Annotated in this window: 16 protein-coding genes and 1 pseudogene; 9 read left to right on the top strand and 8 right to left on the bottom strand. The window is 57.2% G+C overall.

All coding sequences use genetic code 11. The features are described 5' to 3' along the window. Window positions 1-3 precede the first annotated feature (3 nt). The 4 genes from AC2FJE_RS20625 to AC2FJE_RS20610 form a co-directional block, all read right to left on the bottom strand. Window positions 4-885, bottom strand: coding sequence for a tryptophan 2,3-dioxygenase (locus AC2FJE_RS20625; RefSeq protein WP_282120891.1), 882 nt, complete (start codon window positions 883-885; stop codon window positions 4-6). A 63-nt stretch (window positions 886-948) separates the two neighbouring features. Continuing rightward, a complete protein-coding gene (gene tdh, locus AC2FJE_RS20620) occupies window positions 949-1,977 on the bottom strand; it encodes an L-threonine 3-dehydrogenase (protein WP_282170894.1) in 1,029 nt (342 codons plus the stop codon). A gap of 14 nt (window positions 1,978-1,991) precedes the next feature. After that, a complete protein-coding gene (locus AC2FJE_RS20615) occupies window positions 1,992-3,176 on the bottom strand; it encodes a glycine C-acetyltransferase (RefSeq protein WP_496761425.1) in 1,185 nt (394 codons plus the stop codon). A gap of 109 nt (window positions 3,177-3,285) precedes the next feature. Further along, complete coding sequence (locus AC2FJE_RS20610) at window positions 3,286-3,849, bottom strand: helix-turn-helix domain-containing protein (protein WP_496761423.1); 564 nt, start codon at window positions 3,847-3,849, stop codon at window positions 3,286-3,288. 118 nt (window positions 3,850-3,967) lie between these two features. Between AC2FJE_RS20610 and AC2FJE_RS20605 the strand changes: the two genes are divergently transcribed. Further along, window positions 3,968-5,143: an acetyl-CoA C-acyltransferase family protein gene (locus tag AC2FJE_RS20605; RefSeq protein ID WP_496761421.1), complete on the top strand. Its 1,176-nt coding sequence runs from the start codon at window positions 3,968-3,970 to the stop codon at window positions 5,141-5,143. 95 nt (window positions 5,144-5,238) lie between these two features. On the opposite strand, the gene ubiB is transcribed toward AC2FJE_RS20605, so the two are convergent. Both ubiB and ubiE read right to left on the bottom strand, forming a co-directional pair. After that, a complete protein-coding gene (gene ubiB, locus AC2FJE_RS20600) occupies window positions 5,239-6,768 on the bottom strand; it encodes a 2-polyprenylphenol 6-hydroxylase (protein WP_496758040.1) in 1,530 nt (509 codons plus the stop codon). After that, the gene (gene ubiE, locus AC2FJE_RS20595; protein WP_058272973.1) at window positions 6,768-7,520 is read right to left on the bottom strand and encodes a bifunctional demethylmenaquinone methyltransferase/2-methoxy-6-polyprenyl-1,4-benzoquinol methylase UbiE; all 753 of its coding nucleotides are present in this window, start codon (window positions 7,518-7,520) and stop codon (window positions 6,768-6,770) included. The genes ubiB and ubiE overlap by 1 nt, the downstream gene beginning before the upstream one ends. A gap of 86 nt (window positions 7,521-7,606) precedes the next feature. Between ubiE and mutM the strand changes: the two genes are divergently transcribed. The 6 genes from mutM to recF all read left to right on the top strand — a co-directional run bounded on the left by mutM (window position 7,607) and on the right by recF (window position 14,230). Next, on the top strand, window positions 7,607-8,458 hold the full coding sequence (gene mutM / locus AC2FJE_RS20590; RefSeq protein WP_109311257.1) for a bifunctional DNA-formamidopyrimidine glycosylase/DNA-(apurinic or apyrimidinic site) lyase: 852 nt from the start codon (window positions 7,607-7,609) through the stop codon (window positions 8,456-8,458). Window positions 8,459-8,524: 66 nt separating this feature from the next. Then, window positions 8,525-9,301 (top strand): acryloyl-CoA hydratase, encoded by a 777-nt coding sequence (gene acuK / locus AC2FJE_RS20585; protein WP_058276503.1) that lies wholly within the window; start codon window positions 8,525-8,527, stop codon window positions 9,299-9,301. Window positions 9,302-9,533: 232 nt separating this feature from the next. After that, the gene (rpsT, locus tag AC2FJE_RS20580; RefSeq protein WP_058272970.1) at window positions 9,534-9,797 is read left to right on the top strand and encodes a 30S ribosomal protein S20; all 264 of its coding nucleotides are present in this window, start codon (window positions 9,534-9,536) and stop codon (window positions 9,795-9,797) included. A gap of 540 nt (window positions 9,798-10,337) precedes the next feature. Further along, window positions 10,338-11,723 (top strand): chromosomal replication initiator protein DnaA, encoded by a 1,386-nt coding sequence (gene dnaA / locus AC2FJE_RS20575; RefSeq protein WP_058276502.1) that lies wholly within the window; start codon window positions 10,338-10,340, stop codon window positions 11,721-11,723. Between the two features lie 228 nt (window positions 11,724-11,951). Then, window positions 11,952-13,073 carry a DNA polymerase III subunit beta gene (dnaN, locus tag AC2FJE_RS20570; RefSeq protein WP_058272968.1) on the top strand — a complete coding sequence of 374 codons (1,122 nt, stop codon included), beginning with the start codon at window positions 11,952-11,954 and terminating at the stop codon, window positions 13,071-13,073. Between the two features lie 59 nt (window positions 13,074-13,132). Then, on the top strand, window positions 13,133-14,230 hold the full coding sequence (gene recF / locus AC2FJE_RS20565) for a DNA replication/repair protein RecF (RefSeq protein ID WP_282170893.1): 1,098 nt from the start codon (window positions 13,133-13,135) through the stop codon (window positions 14,228-14,230). Here the strand turns inward: recF and AC2FJE_RS20560 are convergent. Continuing rightward, a complete protein-coding gene (locus AC2FJE_RS20560; RefSeq protein WP_108861618.1) occupies window positions 14,227-14,793 on the bottom strand; it encodes a carboxymuconolactone decarboxylase family protein in 567 nt (188 codons plus the stop codon). The two genes, recF and AC2FJE_RS20560, sit on opposite strands and share 4 nt — an antisense overlap. 98 nt (window positions 14,794-14,891) lie before the next feature. On the opposite strand from AC2FJE_RS20560, the gene AC2FJE_RS20555 reads away from it, so the two are divergent. Next, window positions 14,892-15,464 (top strand): TetR/AcrR family transcriptional regulator, encoded by a 573-nt coding sequence (locus AC2FJE_RS20555; RefSeq protein ID WP_496758043.1) that lies wholly within the window; start codon window positions 14,892-14,894, stop codon window positions 15,462-15,464. 125 nt (window positions 15,465-15,589) lie between these two features. Then, complete coding sequence (gyrB, locus tag AC2FJE_RS20550; protein WP_058272964.1) at window positions 15,590-18,007, top strand: DNA topoisomerase (ATP-hydrolyzing) subunit B; 2,418 nt, start codon at window positions 15,590-15,592, stop codon at window positions 18,005-18,007. 190 nt (window positions 18,008-18,197) lie between these two features. Here gyrB and AC2FJE_RS20545 read toward each other — a convergent pair. Then, window positions 18,198-18,422: pseudogene (locus AC2FJE_RS20545) on the bottom strand (hypothetical protein); the annotation flags it as partial.

The raw sequence follows: 18,422 nt of genomic DNA, 5'->3' as shown, positions 1-18,422 counted from the left end.
CGCCTACTCCTGCCCCGCATACATCAATTCGGTGCGCACATCGTAGAGGTCGTGGAAGAAGCGTAAATCCAGGGCCTTGCGCAGAAAGGACACGCCGCTGGATCCACCCGTGCCGGGTTGGTTGCCGATGACACGTTCCACAGCCGTGACATGGTCAAAACGCCAGCGTTGGAACAGGGATTCGACGTCCATCAGCTTTTCGGCTAGCGCATAAAGATCCCAATAACGGTCCGTGTTGCGGAACACCTGCCCCCATATCTTCACCACGCGGTTGTCGCCGGAATAAGGCTGCGCATAGTCCCGGTTCAGTAAATCATCGGGCACATCGAAACCTTGACGGGACAACATATGCAGCACCTCGTCATACAAGGACGGTTTTGTCAGCGCGGCATTCAGTAAGCTCATGACCTCGGCGTCATGTTCGTGCACTTTCAGGGTCGAGGCATCTTTGTTGCCCAGAATAAATTCGATCTGACGATAGCCGTAGCTTTGGAAGCCCGACGAACTGCCCAATGCCTCGCGGAAGGTCATGTAGTCGGCCGGCGTCATGGTCAGCAACGTCTCCCAAGCCGAGATCAGCTGGCGCTGAATCGCCTTGACCCGGTCGAGGTTCTTCATCGCGGGGCCGAATTCATCCTGTTGCAGGAACCGGCGCACCTCGACCAGTTGGTGATGCATCAGTTTCAGCCACAGCTCGCTGACCTGATGGATGACGATGAACAGCATTTCATCCGGCTGCGCAGGGTCCTGAAAGGTCTTTTGCAAGTTCAGCAGGGTTTTGAGCTGCAGAAAATCGCCATAGCTCTTACGATGGGTTTCCGCGAAATCGGTGACCAGAGTGTCCTCGATTCCACGCTCAAGATACCGATGATCCTTATCGCCCATTTGCTCCTCCAAACGCATGAGTTCGCCCCTGTTTAGGGTCTAAATCAGCGCACTTCCAGAGCGTTAAGTCCAGTCCAGAACCACTTTGCCGGATTGGCCGGATTTCATCGCGGCAAAGCCTTCGGCGAAATCGTCGACTTTCATGTGGTGCGTGATGACCCGGCTGACATCCAGACCGTTCTGCAGCATCGCAATCATTTTGTACCAGGTCTCGAACATTTCGCGCCCATAAACGCCTTTGATGGTAATCGCTTTGAACACGATGCGGGACCAGTCCACCGGAGACTTTCCGGGCGGAATACCCAGCAAAGCGATCTTGCCGCCCATCACCAGAGCCTCGACCATCTGGTCCAGCGCAGCTTGTGAGCCGGACATTTCCAAGCCCACATCGAACCCCTGCTGCATGCCGAGTTCGGCAATGACGTCCTGCAGGTCTTCCTTGCTGACATCCACCGTCCGCAGGGTCGGCACGACGTGTTCGGCCAGTCTCAGACGATCCGGGTTGATATCTGTGATCACCACATGCCGCGCCCCGGCATGGCGCGCGACTGCGGCAGCCATAATACCGATGGGGCCCGCGCCGGTGATCAGAACATCCTCACCCAGCAGATCAAAGCTGAGCGCGGTGTGCACTGCGTTGCCGAGGGGGTCGAGGATGGCTCCGATCTCGTCTGGCACGTCCTCGGGCAAGGGTACCACATTAAAAGCGGGTAGTTTCAGGTATTGGGCAAAGGCACCTTGTTCGTTGACCCCGATCCCACGGGTGCCCGGATCCAGATGAAACTTCCCGGCTCGGCTTTGGCGGCTGTCGTTGGTGATCAGGTGGCCCTCGCCAGAACAACGCTGGCCGATCTCCAGACCGGACACATTGCGGCCGATCTCGACGATCTCACCCGCAAACTCGTGGCCGGTAATCATCGGAATTGGCACTGTGGCCGCGGCCCAGTCATCCCAATTCCAGATGTGGATATCTGTCCCGCAGATGCCGGTTTTGTTGATGCGGATCAGAACCTCGTCCGCATTAATTTCAGGCACAGGGGCCTGCACCATCCAAAGACCTTCTTCAGGTTTGGACTTTTCCAGAGCTTTCATTGTGTTGGGTCGCATCAGATCACTCCCAATTCCTTGCCGACCTTACCAAAGGCTGCCAGTGCACGGTCCAATTCATCCTTTGTTAGAGCCGCATTCATTTGGGTTCTGATCCTTGCTTGCCCACGCGGGACGACGGGAAAAAAGAAGCCCGAGACATAGACACCTTCGTCAAACAGTCGCGACGCCATTTCTTGCGCCAGCGTTGCTTCTCCCAGCATGACAGGGATGATCGGATGCTCACCGGGCAGCAGATCGAAGCCCAGCTTCTCAAGCCCCGCGCGCCAGTATTTGGCATTGCCGACCAGTTGGGCACGCAGCATGTCGCCCTCTTCAACCAGACGGATTGCCTCAATTGCTGCGGCGACGATGGAAGGTGGCAGCGAATTCGAGAACAGATAGGGCCGCGCCCGCTGCCGTAGCAGATCAATCACTGGCTGCGGCCCGGCGATATAGCCGCCGATTGCCCCCCCAAGTGCCTTGCCCAAGGTTCCCGTCAGAATATCGACGTCGACATCGAAATGATCCGGTGTTCCTGCACCCCTCGGTCCCATGAAGCCGGTGGCGTGACAGTCATCGACCATGACAATGGCGTCATATAAATCGGCCAATTCGCGAATTTTCGGCAGGTTGGCCAGATAGCCATCCATCGAGAACACGCCATCGGTCGCGATCATGATATGCCGCGCCCCATCCTCACGCGCCTGCTTTAGCCAGGCCTCCAAATCGTTCATGTCATTGTTCAGGTAGCGGTAGCGCTTGGCTTTACACAGCCGCACACCGTCGATGATCGAGGCGTGATTCAGGCTGTCCGAGATAATGGCGTCTTCAGACCCTAACAAGGGCTCGAACAGCCCGCCATTGGCGTCAAAGCACGCTGCAAACAGGATCGAATCATCCTTGTTCAGAAACTTTGCCAGCTTCTGCTCCAACTCTCGGTGAATGTCCTGCGTGCCGCAGATGAACCGGACCGAGGCCATGCCGAACCCCTTGGGTTCCATCGCACCCTTGGCGGCCTCGATCAACGCGGGGTGATCAGCCAGACCCAGATAGTTGTTGGCGCACAAGTTGATCACCTGCTTACCGCCCACCGTAATCTCACCTCCCTGAGGCGAGGTGATCATTCGTTCGCGTTTGTACAGACCCTCAGATTCGATCTGCGCGAGGGTGTCCGTTATGTGGGACAGGAATGCATCAGCCATGGCGGTCTCCGTTTGTCTGAGTCGCATATCTAACATAGCGGATATAATTCCCAAATAGGGGAATTACAATATACGGGAAAAATTTCCGCGAATACGGATTTTGCAGGTGTCAGGCGTTTTTAACGATCAGGAAGACCCGCGCTGCCCCGTTGGCAACAATCGAATGCGCGACATCCGCCGCATAGCGTGCGGTATCACCCATCTGCAGATCACTGACAGCCGTACCGGAGGTCACACGAACGGCACCTTCCAGCACGGTCAGCTGCTCTCGTGCTCCACGGGCGTGGGGCTGGCTGTTTAGAGCGCCGTCTTTGTCGAACTCAATATCGTAGACCTCGTGACCACCTGCTTCCTCGGGCGGTGAAAGAATGCGAATCCGGCAGTTTTGGCCCATGTTGTCGATACTGGGCACCTCGGATTTCCTAAGGACTTCGATCTGGTTCGTGCTGTTCGCTTCCTCCAGAAGACCCGCGAAATCCACCTGTAGCGCACGGGTTAGGTTCCACAGGGTCGAGATCGTTGGGCTGCTTTCGCCCCGCTCGATCTGACTGACCATCGATCTGGATACGCCGCTAAGATTTGCCACGGCTTCAAGCGACAGGCCCTTGGCTCTGCGGGCCTCTTTCAGGCGTGCGGGCAGGCGTGTCAGGATATCATCTGGGTTTTCCGTCATGACGGAATCTCATGCGCGTTTGTCCGTCATATGTCAATTCTGCTTGTGACGGTACGTTCCATGGGACAGCCTGATGCCGCAGATGCATAGTGCCGTCAAATTCCGGAGGAGTAGAGACATGAAAGACATCGTGATTCTTGATGGTGCCCGCACCGCGATTGGTACTTTTGGCGGGGCGCTGGCATCAACCGCGCCGATTGATCTTGCGACCGTGGTGACGGAAGCGGCGATGGAACGTTCAGGGGTCGAACCGACCCAGATCGGCAGCGTTGTTTTTGGCCACGTGATCAACACCGAGCCACGCGATATGTACCTGTCGCGCGCCGCCGCAAAACAAGCGGGCATTCCGAACGAAACACCTGCGATGAATGTGAACCGCCTGTGCGGGTCGGGAGCGCAGGCGATTGTGTCCGCTGTGCAGTCTCTGATGTTGGGTGATGCAGAATTTGCCGTGGCCGGAGGTGCCGAAAGCATGTCGCGCAGCCCCTACATCGTTCCTCAGGCGCGCTGGGGTGCGAAGATGGGGGATGTTAATTCGCTCGATATGATGCTGGGTGCCCTGAATTGTCCCTTTGGCACCGGTCATATGGGTGTGACAGCCGAGAACGTGGCGGATGAACATCAGATCACGCGTGAGCAAATGGACGAATTTGCGCTGACCAGCCAGGCGCGAGCTGCTGCTGCGATTGGGGCTGGCTATTTTGAAAGCCAGATCGCGCCGGTTCAGGTCAAAGTCAAACGCGACATGGTCGATTTCACGGTCGACGAACACCCCAAGCAGACCTCGGCCGAGGCGCTGGCAGGTCTGCGCCCGGCGTTCAAGAAGGACGGTCGGGTGACTGCTGGTAACGCATCAGGGATCAACGACGGTGCAGCCGCGATGGTTCTGGCAACGACAGAAGCTGCCGAAAAGGCTGGCTTGAAACCCAAGGCGCGCATTCTGGGATATGGTCACGCTGGTGTCCGTCCCGAGGTTATGGGGATCGGACCGGTTCCGGCTGTACAGAACCTATTGGCGCGTACGGGCCTGTCGATCGAGGATTTCGATGTGATCGAAAGCAACGAGGCCTTCGCGTCGCAAGCCTTGGCCGTAAACAAAGAACTGGGGCTGGATGCCGCCAAGGTGAATCCGAACGGGGGGGCAATTGCTTTGGGGCACCCGGTGGGCGCTACAGGCGCGATCATCACCCTTAAGGCGTTGTATGAGTTGGAACGCATCGGGGGGTCGAAGGGCTTGGTCACGATGTGCATTGGTGGCGGACAGGGTATCGCCATTGCCTTCGAGCGAATCTAATCCGGATCGGGTAGGGGGGCTGTCTGCCCCCCCCATCACGCTTGCGGGATTTCCCCCGAGGATATTTTTGGCCAGGTGAAGCTGGCGGATTTGCGTTAGGTGAAGGCTGTCAGGAGCAGGACAATTGCGGCGCCAGCAGCGGCGCCGATGGCTGCCGGAAGAATGGCCGCCGATAGGCCTCTGTTTTGAGTGTCGTCCTTATGCGTCTGCGCGATCAGCGCATTTTCCACCAAAGCGGGCAGGCGCGGGCCAAAGCGGGCCAGTACCATGGCGGTTTTGCCAAAATCCCGTAGTGCTGCGCGGGGGCCGATGGATTGCTTGATGTAATCTTCGACAACCGGGCGGGCGACTTCCCAGATGTTGATGTGCGAGTCCAGCGACCGCGCCACGCCTTCGACGACCACCATTGTCCGTTGCAGCAGGATCAGTTCCGTGCGGGTTTCCATGCCGAACCGTTCTGTCACCTCGAACAGGTAATTCAGTAGGCGTCCCATCGAAATATGAGTGGCATCCATGCCAAAGATAGGCTCGCCGACCGCGCGCAAGGCGCGGGCAAACTCGTCGACGTCCCTGTCGGCAGGAACATAGCCAGCTTCGAAATGCACTTCGGCCACGCGTTTGTAGTCGCGGCGAATAAAGCCAAAGAGGATCTCGGCATAAACCCGGCGGGTATATTCGTCGATATGACCCATGATGCCATAGTCGTAGGCAATGATGTCCCCATTGGCCGCGACCTTCAGGTTGCCCTGATGCATGTCAGCGTGGAAAAAACCGTCTCGAAGTGCGTGCAGCAGGAACAAGCGCAGCACGCGTTCCGCCAGATCGCCACGGTCGTGCCCGGCGGCGTCCAGCGCGGCATTGTCGCCCAGTGGAACTCCGTCGGCCCAGCTGAGCGTCATCACGCGGCGGGCTGACAGGGACCAGACGACAGGGGGCAGCCAGAAACCTGCGTCGTTCTTGGTGTTGGCCGCATATTCCGACGCGGCAGCGCTTTCCAGCCGCAGGTCGAGCTCGCCGCGTACGACGCCGTCGAAATGTTCGATCACCTCCATCGGGCGCAGGCGGCGCGCACCGGGGGCGAATAGCTGCACGATGCGTGCGGCGAAATAAAATGCGTCTACATCCTTGCGGAAGGCGCGTTCAATGTTTGGGCGCAGAACTTTGACCGCTACGTCTTCGCCGGTGCTGACCAGCTTGGCCTTGTGGACCTGAGCAATGGATGCAGCAGCGATGGGTTCGCTGAATTCGCTGAAGATTTCAGAAACTGGCTGACCCAGTTCTTTTTCCACTTCGGCCATAGCTTCGGAGCGGGAAAACGGGGGAAGCTTGTCCTGCAGCACGCGCAATTGTTCGGCCAACTCATCCCCGACCACATCGGGACGGGTCGACAATACCTGACCAAACTTGATGTATGCCGGTCCAAGCGCCGTCAGCGCCCTTGTCGCGGGGGGCATGTCAGGATCGCCTTTGTAACCCAGCCATTGGAACGGTTTTCCCAAAGCATGCGCCAGAAACCGCAGTGCGCGCGGAGCCTCGAACGCGTCCAGCACAACGTTCATGGCGCCTGTGCGCTCAAGAGTGGCGCCTGTGCGGATCAGGCGAATGATGTTGTGTGGTCCGCGCATCAGATTTTCCAGCCGGAATGCAGCGCGGCGATGCCCATGCTCAGGTTGCGGTACTTGGCATTTTCAAATCCGGCCGCGCGGACCATGCCCAGAAACGTTTCCTGATCCGGGAAATTGCGGATCGATTCGACCAAGTATTGATAGCTGTCGTAGTCATTGGCGATGAGTTTCCCCATACGCGGGATGACGTTGAAGCTGTAAAGATCGTAGAGCTTTTGCAGCCCGTCATTAGGCAATTGACTGAATTCCAGCACCATCAGTCGGCCGCCGGGTTTCAACACACGGAATGCTTCGTTCAGGGCCTCCTGCGGGCGGGTCACGTTCCGGATGCCAAACGAGATGGTGTAGACGTCGAATGTGTTGTCGTCGAAGGGCAGAGCCATCGCGTCGCCGACCACCCAGTTCAGGCTGTCGGCCATCTGGTCGGCCTCGGCGCGCTGTCGGCCTTCGACCAACATCGGTTCGGTCAGGTCCAGCACGGTAGCATGGCCATAGCCCGCGCGTTTCAAAAAGCGGAACGAGATATCTCCGGTGCCACCTGCGACATCCAGCAGGCGCTGGCCTGGGCGCGGCGCAAGCCAGTCCATCATCGCGTCTTTCCAGACCCGGTGAATGCCCATCGACATGACATCGTTCATCACGTCATATTTCGAGGCGACCGAGTTAAACACGCCCTGTACACGCCCGGCCTTTTCAGCCTCACGTACGGTTTCGAACCCAAAATGAGTGGTCTTGTCGCTGTTGTCGGACATTAGCCTTGCCGTTTTTCGAATTTCGCCTCTGTTATAGGGCTCTGGAACCGGGGCACAATGCGGCCCTTTGGAATAGGAGCCGTGTAATGCCGGAATTGCCCGAGGTCGAGACAGTAAGACGCGGCCTGAGCCCAGCGATGGAAGGCGTGGTGATCGACCGGGCAGATGTGAATCGCCCCGATCTGCGCTGGCCTTTCCCTGAACGGATGGCCGAGCGGTTGACCGGGCAGACGGTTCAAAAATTGCGTCGTCGGTCAAAATACATTCTTGCCGATCTCAGCAGTGGTGAAACCTTGTTGATCCATTTGGGCATGTCAGGCCGGATGACCGTATCCGGCGATCCGCTTGGGCAATTCGTGCATGAACATCCGATAACCCAAAAACATGACCATGTGGTCTTTCACATGGCCAATGGCGCACGTGTCACGTTCAACGATCCGCGCCGGTTTGGTGCGATGGACCTATTGCAGACAGCAACTGCGGACGATCACAAGCTGCTGTCTGTCCTCGGGCCTGAACCTTTGGGTAATGATTTTCACGAACAACATCTGATCGATGCGTTTCGGGGAAAGAACACTCCGATCAAATCGGCGCTGCTGGATCAGGGAATCGTGGCTGGCCTGGGCAATATCTACGTGTGCGAGGCGCTATTTCGAGCCGGAGTGTCGCCACGTCGCAAAGCCGGCCAAATTTCTGCGACCCGAGTCGCAGCACTTGTTCCGATCATCAGGAAGGTATTGCAGGACGCCATCGAAGCAGGTGGATCTTCCCTACGCGATTTCCGCCAAGCCGATGGAGAACTTGGATATTTTCAGCACAGCTTTGACGTCTATGGCCGTGAGGGAGAACCCTGCAGGACTGACGGATGTGGGGCTCCAATCAAAAGAATCACCCAGTCCGGTCGCTCATCCTTCTACTGTGCGCAATGCCAAAGATAGCTTGATCCAGCGAATGCGCGTGGTAAGGAATCGTACCTGAACGGAACAACCGGAAGCTTTCACCTCATGGCTTTTGAGACGATCATCGTCGAAATCGAAGACCACGTCGCCCTTATCAAGCTCGACAGGCCCGATGCGCTGAACGCGCTGAACTCACAACTGGCGCAGGAATTGTGCTCGGCATTGGAAGATGCGGATAGCAACGACAAAGTGCGCTGCATCGTCATCACCGGGTCGGACAAGGCGTTCGCTGCGGGCGCGGACATCAAGGAAATGTCCGAGATGAGCTTTGTGGACGTTTACAGCTCGAACCTGTTTGGTGCTCTGAACGACCGCGTGTGCGCGATCCGCAAGCCCATCATCGCTGCCGTAGCCGGATATGCGTTGGGCGGCGGGTGCGAACTTGCGATGTTGTGCGATTTCATCATCGCAGCGGACACTGCCAAATTTGGCCAACCTGAGATCAATCTTGGCGTCATTGCCGGGCTTGGGGGCAGCCAGCGTCTGACGCGGTTTGTCGGCAAGTCCAAATCCATGGACATGAACCTGACCGGCCGTTTCATGGACGCAGAAGAAGCTGAACGCGCTGGCCTTGTCAGCCGCGTCGTTCCCGCCAAGAAGCTGATGGATGAGGCGATGGGCGCAGCCCAGAAGATTGCCGAAAAATCCCAACTGTCCGCTATGGCAGCCAAGGAGTCGGTGAACCGCAGCTATGAGCTGCCGCTGAGCGAAGGCATGCTGTTCGAACGCCGCGTGTTCCATTCAATGTTCGCGACCGAGGATCAAAAAGAAGGTATGGCCGCGTTCCTGGAAAAACGCGCCGCGCAATTCCGCGACAAATAAGCGGTTCCCTGATCAAATCGAAACCGGCGGGCCTTTGCCCGCCTTTTTCATACCAGCTATGCGCATCAAAAGAATCGCCTTGGCAAACCCGGCCAACTTGGGTAGTAACCGCCACCATACATGCGCGTGCGGCCCGCTTGGCCCGACTCACACTCGTGATTTCTGATCTGGTGTGGATATTCCGTGGCGCGCAACCCTAGACAACGTACCGAACCAAAGGTCAGAGACACACATGGCTAATTCGCCCCAAGCAAAAAAACGCGCTCGTCAGAACGAGAGCCGTTTCGCAATCAACAAAGCACGTCGTTCGCGCATCCGCACCTACCTGCGTAAGGTAGAAGAAGCGATCGCATCCGGCGACAAGGACGCTGCAACCGCAGCACTGCGCGCAGCTCAGCCTGAACTGATGCGTGGCGTCACAAAAGGCGTTTTCCACAAGAACACCGCGTCGCGTAAAATGTCGCGTCTGTCGGCTCGTGTAAAAGCGCTGGGCTAAGGCCTGGGTTGACCTCGGGTCAACCAAACAAGGTGAAATGATAGAAAATGCGCCGCGTCCTGCGGCGCTTTTTTTTTGCTGTTGCCGGAAAGCCGCGCCTTCACAAAGCCGAGAGATTCTTTCGGCGAAAGATACGAGTCAATATCAGAGTTTCGTTGCCGGATGCCTTGGCCTCTTGCTACCACTGTTACAGCGATTCACTCGCTTGGGGGGACAGGCTGTTCCAACGACTAGACTGACGGGCATCAGGACGGTCAGGAACGAATGTTGGCAACTGGTTTGCTAATCTGCTGCGGTCCTTGGGTCACCAGGGAACCAAGCCCTGTCGAATTTGAGATTGCGTTGCGCAACCCTGTTTTCAGGGCGTTCCGGGTATGGAGCGCCGGCAAGTAGGGATGTGCGGACTTTCTAAAACACACCCGCCAAACTTCTGCGGTTTGGCGTCGTGTATCCCTTTGCGTGTGAAAGCATAATCCGGGCAACCGGAAAATAGCAATAAGGCCGACAGGCCAATAAAGAATGGGATGCGTGAGGCGCTTAATGACACAAGAGAAATGGGGACTACTACGTAACAAGTTGCTCAAGGCTATCGGAAAAAACAACTACACGACCTGGATTGAACCTCTTGAATTCCAAGAGTTGCAGGACGGCGTAGCGGTGTTTTCCGTGCCGACTAATTTCATGGGCAACTATGTCAGTCAGAACTTTGCGGATCTCATACTGTATGAGATGAACACCGCAGGGGAAACGGTTCAACGACTGGCCTTTCGCGTCGCTGCTAACTCACCGGCGCGCCCTAAAGTAGACACCGAATCCGAGCCGACTGTTGTGCGGGATGCACCTGTTGCGCCGCAGATGGAAGCCGCGAATGGCGCGTTTGAATCCTTGCAGGCCGCGCCATTGGATTCCCGCTTTACCTTCGACAGTTTTGTTGTTGGTAAACCCAACGAATTGGCCCATGCCGCGGCGCGTCGTGTGTCTGAAGGTGGTCCTGTGACCTTCAACCCGCTGGTTCTTTACGGTGGCGTTGGTCTGGGTAAGACGCACCTGATGCATGCCATCGCATGGGAGCTGAAAACAAAACACCCCGAGTTGAACGTGCTATATTTGTCGGCGGAACAGTTCATGTACCGTTTCGTGCAGGCCCTTCGCGAGCGCCGGATGATGGACTTCAAACATTTGTTCCGGTCGGTTGACGTGTTGATGGTGGACGATGTGCAGTTCATCGCGGGCAAAGATTCGACGCAGGAAGAGTTCTTCCACACATTCAATGCACTGGTGGACCAGAACAAGCAGATCATCATCTCGGCCGACCGCGCCCCGGGTGAGATCAAGGACCTAGAGGATCGGGTGAAATCGCGTCTGCAATGTGGTCTGGTGGTCGATTTGCACCCAACCGACTATGAACTGCGCCTGGGCATCCTGCAAAACAAGGTGCAGCAGTACAGCAGCACATATCCCGACCTGACAATTGCCGATGGTGTCCTGGAATTCCTGGCGCACCGGATCTCGACCAATGTTCGCGTGCTGGAAGGTGCTCTGACCCGTCTGTTCGCTTTTGCCTCGTTGGTGGGGCGCGAGATCGACATGGAGCTGACGCAGGACTGTCTGGCCGATGTGCTGCGCGCATCCGAGCGCAAGATCACTGTCGAAGAGATTCAGCGCAAGGTTTCGGACTATTACAACATCCGCCTGTCCGACATCATCGGACCTAAACGCCTGCGGTCTTATGCCCGCCCGCGTCAGGTTGCGATGTATCTGTGCAAGCGACTAACCAGCCGGTCCCTGCCGGAAATCGGGCGCCGGTTCGGAGGACGTGACCACACGACTGTCATGCACGGCGTAAAACGCATCGAAGAGCTGAAAACCACGGACGGCCAGATTGCCGAAGATGTGGAAATGCTGCGGCGCGCGCTGGAAGCCTGAGCTCCTACTCATATCACTTGAGAAACGCCCCGGACCCTCACGCCCGGGGCGTTTTCTTGTGCGCTATTTTCCACGGTTGGAAATGAACTGTGCTTGCAGGGCCACGCGGCCCTTGACGCTTTGGGCAATCCGACCGAGAAATCCATAAAAAATCCTTGTGCCTCAGGGCGGAACCGCTAACGTGCCAGTCCCGCCCATTTCGGCACGCAAGTCAGAGGAATTAAGGGTATGAAGATCAGCATCGAACGCGGCACCCTTCTCAAGGCCGTTTCCCAGGCCCAATCTGTTGTCGAACGTCGCAACACCATTCCCATACTTGCCAACGTTTTGATCGAAGCCGAGGGCGATCAGGCCATGTTCCGGGCGACCGACTTGGATATCGAAGTTGTCGACAAAGCGCCCGCACAGGTCGAAAAGGCCGGGGCCACAACGGTGGCCGCAACGACGTTGCATGAGATCGTGCGCAAACTGCCCGATGGAGCGTTGGTGACACTGACCGCCGACAGCGCCGCAGGGCGTCTGACGGTTGAAGCAGGCCGGTCGAATTTCTCATTGGCGACGCTGCCAAAGGAAGACTTCCCTGTGATGGCGTCTTCGGAATACCAATCGAACTTTACCGCCTCGGCAGCCTTGCTGCGCCGGTTGTTCGATAAGTCGAAATTCGCCATCTCGACCGAAGAGACCCGGTACTATCTGAACGGCGTCTATATGCATGTGGCCGACGGGTCCGAAGGCGGCAAGGTGCTGCGCTGTGTGGCCACCGATGGCCACCGCCTGGCACGCATCGACGCGGATCTGCCGGATGGCGCTGCAGACATGCCCGGCGTGATCGTACCGCGCAAAACCGTAGGCGAACTGCGCAAGCTGCTGGACGACGATGAGATGGATATCGCAGTGTCGGTCAGTGAAACGAAGGTGCGCTTTGCAACCCCGGACATCACGCTGACCTCAAAAGTGATCGACGGGACCTTCCCGGATTACACACGTGTGATTCCTCAGGGCAATACGCGCCAGCTGGAAGTCGATGCGGCCGAATTCGCAAAGGCGGTAGATCGGGTTGCAACAGTGTCCTCTGAGCGGTCTCGAGCGGTAAAGCTGCAGCTGGATACAGATAAACTGGTGCTTTCCGTCAATGCCCCGGATAGCGGCGCGGCCGAGGAAGAACTGGCCGTGGCCTATGGCGACGAGCGGCTGGAGATCGGATTCAACGCCAAGTACCTGCTGGAAATCGCCTCTCAGGTGGATCGTGAGAACGCTGTGTTCCTGTTCAATTCAGCGGCTGATCCGACCCTGATGCGCGAAGGCAATGATCTGAGCGCGGTATACGTCGTCATGCCGATGCGCGTCTGATCCCACGGACGTGCGATGCCTCCGGCAGGAGTATTTTTGAAAAGATGAAGGGAGGGGTCATGGGTTTGGCCCTGACCGAGCTTACCGTCTCGCATTTTCGGTCCCACAAGCTGGCGCGACTGTCTTTGGATGGTCGGCCTGTTGCGATTCACGGGCCGAACGGGGCGGGCAAGACCAACATCCTGGAAGCGGTGTCCCTGTTTTCTCCCGGTCGCGGAATGCGGCGGGCCAGCGCGGCCGAGATGACCCGACGCCCCGAGGCGCTAGGTTGGAAACTGTCCGGGGTGCTGCAGGCGCAGGGGCGACAATACGAGATAGAAACCTGGTCCGAGGGCGGTGTCGCGCGGCAGATTCGCATTGATGGCAAGGCGTCCAGCCAGATTGATCTGGGCAAGCTGGCGCGAATTGTCTGGTTGATCCCGTCGATGGACCGGATTTGGATCGAGGGGGCCGAAGGGCGCCGGCGTTTTCTGGACCGGATCGCGCTGAGTTTCGATCCGGCCCATGCTGAAGCATCTTTGACCTATGAAAAATCCATGCGCGAACGGAACCGTCTGCTGAAAGAGCAGGTACGCGATGCGCATTGGTATGCAGCACTTGAAGCGCAGATGGCGGAGACGGGGTATCGTATTCACGCGGCGCGGCTTTCGGCGCTGGATCATCTGCGCGCGGCGCAGGATCAGGCGGAAACTGCGTTTCCATCTGCGGAATTGGAGCTGGTACAGACCGAAGGTGCGATGCCGGAAACAGAAGCGGATCTGCGCGAAGCACTAAGTGAAAGCCGGTTCCGGGATTTGGCGGCTGGGCGTACGCTGGTGGGGCCGCATCGGTCGGACGTGTACGGGGTGTTCGCTGCCAAGGGCGTTCCGGCCAAGGATTGTTCGACCGGTGAGCAGAAGGCTTTGTTGGTCTCATTGATCCTGTCGAACGCACGAGCCTTGGCGAGTATGATCGGCGCGCCCCCGATCGTGTTGTTGGACGAGGTGGCGGCGCATCTGGACGCGGATCGGCGCGCGGCGCTGTATGATGAGATTTCTGCGCTGGGTGCTCAGGCCTGGATGACGGGCACCGGGCCTGAGCTGTTTGCGGAACTGGGCGACCGGGCCCAATCCTTGATCGTGAGTGATGGCTCGGAGGGCTCGGTCGTGTCCGCTTAGGCCGGCTCGCCGACCTTTCGTTCCCACAGGAAGCCGCGCATGACCTCGTCGACCGGGGTTTTTGCCATGTGGTTCACGTAGTTCGACATGGTTTTTTGCGCGAGGCCCAGCACCACATCCAACACAGCGCGGTGAGAGTAGCCCGCATCAAAGAACGCCTGCAGCTGTGCTTCGGTCGGGTTGCCGCGGGTTTCCATCATTTGCAGGGTGAAGGTGCGCAGTGCTTCAAGCTTGGCCGAAGGTAGCGGGGTTTCATTGCGCAGGGCTTCGGTGATTTCGTCGGAAACCTTCATCATCTTGGCGATGCCGGTATGAGCGGGCACGCAATAGTGGCATTCGTTTTCCACATTGATGGTCTGCCAGACGACGGTTTTCTCATCATTGTCGAAGTCGGTCTGCATGAACAGGCCATGCAGCACCTGATAGCCTTCCAGATGCTGGGGGCTTTCGGCCATGACCTTGTGCAGGCCGGGCAGGCGGCCAAAAGCGGCTTGCGATTTTTCCAGTAGCGGTTTGGACCCTTCGGGGGCGGATTCGAGATCATGTGACGGGAAATTGGCCATGTTGGAACTCCTTTTCTGGCGGGTAAGGCAGAAATAGTCTTTCTTGAGTGATCACTCAAGTATATATTTGAGCAATCGTTCAAGAATTGGTGAAGTTTATGCCACGCAAACCCGAATATGACCGAGATGACCTGATTGCCCGGGCCAGGGATATCTTCTGGCGTCAGGGTTGGGCTGGCACATCCCTGAAAGACCTTGAGCGCGAGTTGAAGTTGAAACCCGGCAGTTTTTACGCGGCTTTTGGGTCAAAGGACGCGCTGTACGGGCTGGCGTTGGACCGCTACGCGCAAGAGGGTGTTGCGCGGCTGCGGGCAATGGCTGACCGGGTAGGTCCGCTCGAGGCTTTGAAAGCGCAGCCGCGTTTGGTTATCGAGGCAAGCGGAGCGCCCGCGAAGGCTTGTATGTTGGCCAAGACCTACGCTGAATTGCAGGCCAAGGATCACGAGCTCGCCGGTCGGGCGGGTGTTCTCATGTCCGAGATGAAGGCCTGCTTTGCAGAGCTGTTCCGTCAGGCGCAAGAGGCCGGGGATATCGCCCTAAGCCACGATCCGAACCGGCTGGCGACGCGTTATCAATCTGACCTTTTGGGGCTGCGTTTGTCGGCCGAGCGCAGTGATGTCGACGCCCATGAAATCGCAGCGGATATAGCGGCCGATATCGACCGTTTGTAGGGATTCGGCAGTCAGCTGCCGAAAGAAACTAAATCACGCAAGACCGACACAAAATGTTGGGGTAGCGCGTGACAATCCCCCCCAGAAAACGTATAAGTTACCAAAATAATATAGGTACTGACGGCATGTCCGAAGACGCACAGGCACCCCAGGAATACGGTGCAGATTCCATCAAAGTTCTCAAAGGGTTAGAGGCAGTTCGAAAGCGCCCCGGCATGTATATCGGGGATACGGACGATGGCTCGGGTCTGCACCATATGGTGTATGAGGTCGTTGACAATGGGATTGACGAAGCGCTGGCCGGTCACGCGGACCATGTAACCGTCAAAATCCACGCGGATTCCAGCGTCTCGGTCAGCGATAATGGTCGCGGAATTCCCGTCGATATTCACCCCGAAGAAGGTGTGTCCGCAGCCGAAGTGATCATGACCCAGCTGCATGCCGGCGGCAAGTTCGACAGCAATTCCTACAAGGTGTCCGGCGGTCTGCACGGCGTGGGCGTTTCGGTGGTGAACGCACTGTCCAACTGGCTGGAATTGCGTGTCTGGCGCAATGGTAAGGAGCACGTTGCACGGTTCGAAGGTGGTGAGACGGTCGAGCATCTGAAAGTTGTCGCTGAGTGCGGTGATCGGACCGGAACCGAAGTGCGGTTTCTGGCGTCGTTGGATACATTCTCAAACCTGGAATATTCATTCGAGACGCTGGAAAAGCGTCTGCGCGAACTGGCCTTCCTGAACTCGGGTGTACGGATCATTCTGATTGATGAACGCCCGGCAGAACGGTTAGAGACCGAATTGTTTTACGAAGGCGGCGTCAAGGAATTCGTCAAATACCTGGATCGCTCCAAGACCTCCGCAATGCCCGAACCGATCTATATCAAGGGTGAGCGCGACGATATCGGTGTCGAAATCGCCATGTGGTGGAATGACAGCTATCACGAGACAGTCCTGCCCTTCACCAACAACATCCCACAGCGCGATGGCGGAACCCATATTGCCGGTTTCCGCGGTGCGCTGACCCGGACCATCAACAACTACGCCCAGACCAGCGGGATCGCGAAAAAGGAAAAGGTCAGCTTTACTGGCGACGATGCGCGCGAGGGTCTGACCTGTGTGTTGTCAGTCAAAGTCCCCGACCCTAAATTCTCGTCCCAGACCAAGGACAAGCTGGTGTCATCCGAAGTGCGCCCTGCAGTCGAAGGTCTGATGAACGAAAAGCTGGCTGAATGGTTCGAAGAAAATCCGAACGTGGCCAAGATTATCGTTGGCAAAATTATCGAGGCCGCTCTGGCCCGTGAAGCGGCTCGCAAGGCGCGCGAGCTGACCCGCCGCAAAACGGCGATGGATGTGAATTTTCTGGCTGGCAAGCTCAAGGATTGTTCGGAAAAGGACCCGACCAAAACCGAAGTCTTCCTGGTTGAGGGTGATTCCGCGGGCGGCTCAGCGCAAACGGGCCGCGATCGGCAAACTCAGGCAATTTTGCCTCTCAAGGGTAAAATCCTGAACGTTGAACGTGCACGGTTTGACCGGATGTTGTCATCTCAGGAAATCGGCAACCTCGTCATGGCGCTGGGCACCGGGATCGGGCGAGACGAGTTCAATATCGAAAAACTGCGCTATCATAAAATCGTCATCATGACCGATGCGGACGTCGACGGTGCGCATATCCGAACATTGCTGTTGACGTTTTTCTACCGGCAAATGCCTGAGCTGATTGAGGGCGGTTATCTCTACATCGCCCAACCGCCGCTTTACAAAGTGGCGCGCGGAAAATCCGAAGTGTACCTGAAAGATCAGGCCGCGATGGATGAATACCTGGTCAACCAAGGCGTCGAAGGGGCCGTGCTGAAGCTCGGTTCTGGCGAAGAGATCCTGGGTCAGGATCTGACGCGCATTGTCGACGAAGCGCGTCAGTTGAAGCGCGTCTTGGACGCCTTCCCAACCCATTATCCACGCCACATCCTGGAACAGGCCGCCGTTGCAGGTGCCTTTGTGCCGGGCGCGGTTGATGCGGATTTGCAAGGCGTTGCAGACAAAGTCGCCGCGCGTCTCGACCTGATTGCGCTGGAATACGAACGCGGTTGGCAGGGCCGGATCACACAGGATCACGGAATTCGTCTTGCCCGTATTTTGCGCGGCGTGGAAGAGGTGCGTACCTTGGACGGTCCGATGCTGCGCTCGGGCGAGGCGCGCAAGACCGGCAGCTTTACCCAAAGCCTGCAAGAGATCTACAACACTCCGGCAACGCTGGTCCGTCGCGACCGGTCGCAGGCAATTCACGGCCCGCTGGATCTGTTGCGCGCCATTCTGGAAGAAGGTGAAAAGGGCCTGTCGCTGCAGCGCTACAAAGGTCTGGGTGAGATGAACCCGGATCAGCTCTGGGAAACAACGCTGGACCCGGACGCACGTACGCTTTTGCAGGTGCGGGTGGACGACATGGTTGAAGCGGATGACCTATTCACCAAACTGATGGGCGACGTGGTGGAACCACGCCGCGAGTTTATCCAGCAAAATGCTCTGAGCGTGGAGAACCTGGATTTCTAGGATTTTTGTAGGTTTGCGCATAACGGGCATTTCCGACGTTGATTTCATTAAAGAAAATCTTGGAAGCTCGCCAATAACTCTGCGCGATATTTCCGCATAACTTTGCACGATTTGCCCATAACTTTGCATGCTACGGAGAACCCATCGAACAAACAGGCTCTCAGGCTTATCTGCGGTGCCCAATTGCAGTTTACTCCCAATCACCAGCAGACGAGCGCCACGTCGTAGCTTCCGCATCCCAAACACTGGCCGTGACGCAAGGCGTTGGGTTTACTCCGTAGCAATTGGATCCATGAATATCTGCCACGACAACGCGTTGACGCCCAAAATCAACAACAGTCCAGCCTTGATTGAGCAATGAATGAACCTCCTCTTCAATCAAGAAGTGCGACATGCATCCGCCAGTTCCGCAATA

This window comes from Ruegeria sp. CDSC002 (genome assembly GCF_059610905.1).
The sequence above is the reverse complement of the archived record's forward strand: the minus strand, read 5'-3'. Positions and strand labels throughout refer to the sequence as shown.

Bases quoted from the DNA above. Each gene is read 5' to 3' on its own strand.
- AC2FJE_RS20625 (WP_282120891.1), bottom strand. From the start codon at position 885: ATGGGCGATAAGGATCATCGGTATCTTGAGCGTGGAATCGAGGACACT.
- tdh (WP_282170894.1), bottom strand. From the start codon at position 1,977: ATGAAAGCTCTGGAAAAGTCCAAACCTGAAGAAGGTCTTTGGATGGTG.
- AC2FJE_RS20615 (WP_496761425.1), bottom strand. From the start codon at position 3,176: ATGGCTGATGCATTCCTGTCCCACATAACGGACACCCTCGCGCAGATC.
- AC2FJE_RS20610 (WP_496761423.1), bottom strand. From the start codon at position 3,849: ATGACGGAAAACCCAGATGATATCCTGACACGCCTGCCCGCACGCCTG.
- AC2FJE_RS20605 (WP_496761421.1), top strand. From the start codon at position 3,968: ATGAAAGACATCGTGATTCTTGATGGTGCCCGCACCGCGATTGGTACT.
- ubiB (WP_496758040.1), bottom strand. From the start codon at position 6,768: ATGCGCGGACCACACAACATCATTCGCCTGATCCGCACAGGCGCCACT.
- ubiE (WP_058272973.1), bottom strand. From the start codon at position 7,520: ATGTCCGACAACAGCGACAAGACCACTCATTTTGGGTTCGAAACCGTA.
- mutM (WP_109311257.1), top strand. From the start codon at position 7,607: ATGCCGGAATTGCCCGAGGTCGAGACAGTAAGACGCGGCCTGAGCCCA.
- acuK (WP_058276503.1), top strand. From the start codon at position 8,525: ATGGCTTTTGAGACGATCATCGTCGAAATCGAAGACCACGTCGCCCTT.
- rpsT (WP_058272970.1), top strand. From the start codon at position 9,534: ATGGCTAATTCGCCCCAAGCAAAAAAACGCGCTCGTCAGAACGAGAGC.
- dnaA (WP_058276502.1), top strand. From the start codon at position 10,338: ATGACACAAGAGAAATGGGGACTACTACGTAACAAGTTGCTCAAGGCT.
- dnaN (WP_058272968.1), top strand. From the start codon at position 11,952: ATGAAGATCAGCATCGAACGCGGCACCCTTCTCAAGGCCGTTTCCCAG.
- recF (WP_282170893.1), top strand. From the start codon at position 13,133: ATGGGTTTGGCCCTGACCGAGCTTACCGTCTCGCATTTTCGGTCCCAC.
- AC2FJE_RS20560 (WP_108861618.1), bottom strand. From the start codon at position 14,793: ATGGCCAATTTCCCGTCACATGATCTCGAATCCGCCCCCGAAGGGTCC.
- AC2FJE_RS20555 (WP_496758043.1), top strand. From the start codon at position 14,892: ATGCCACGCAAACCCGAATATGACCGAGATGACCTGATTGCCCGGGCC.
- gyrB (WP_058272964.1), top strand. From the start codon at position 15,590: ATGTCCGAAGACGCACAGGCACCCCAGGAATACGGTGCAGATTCCATC.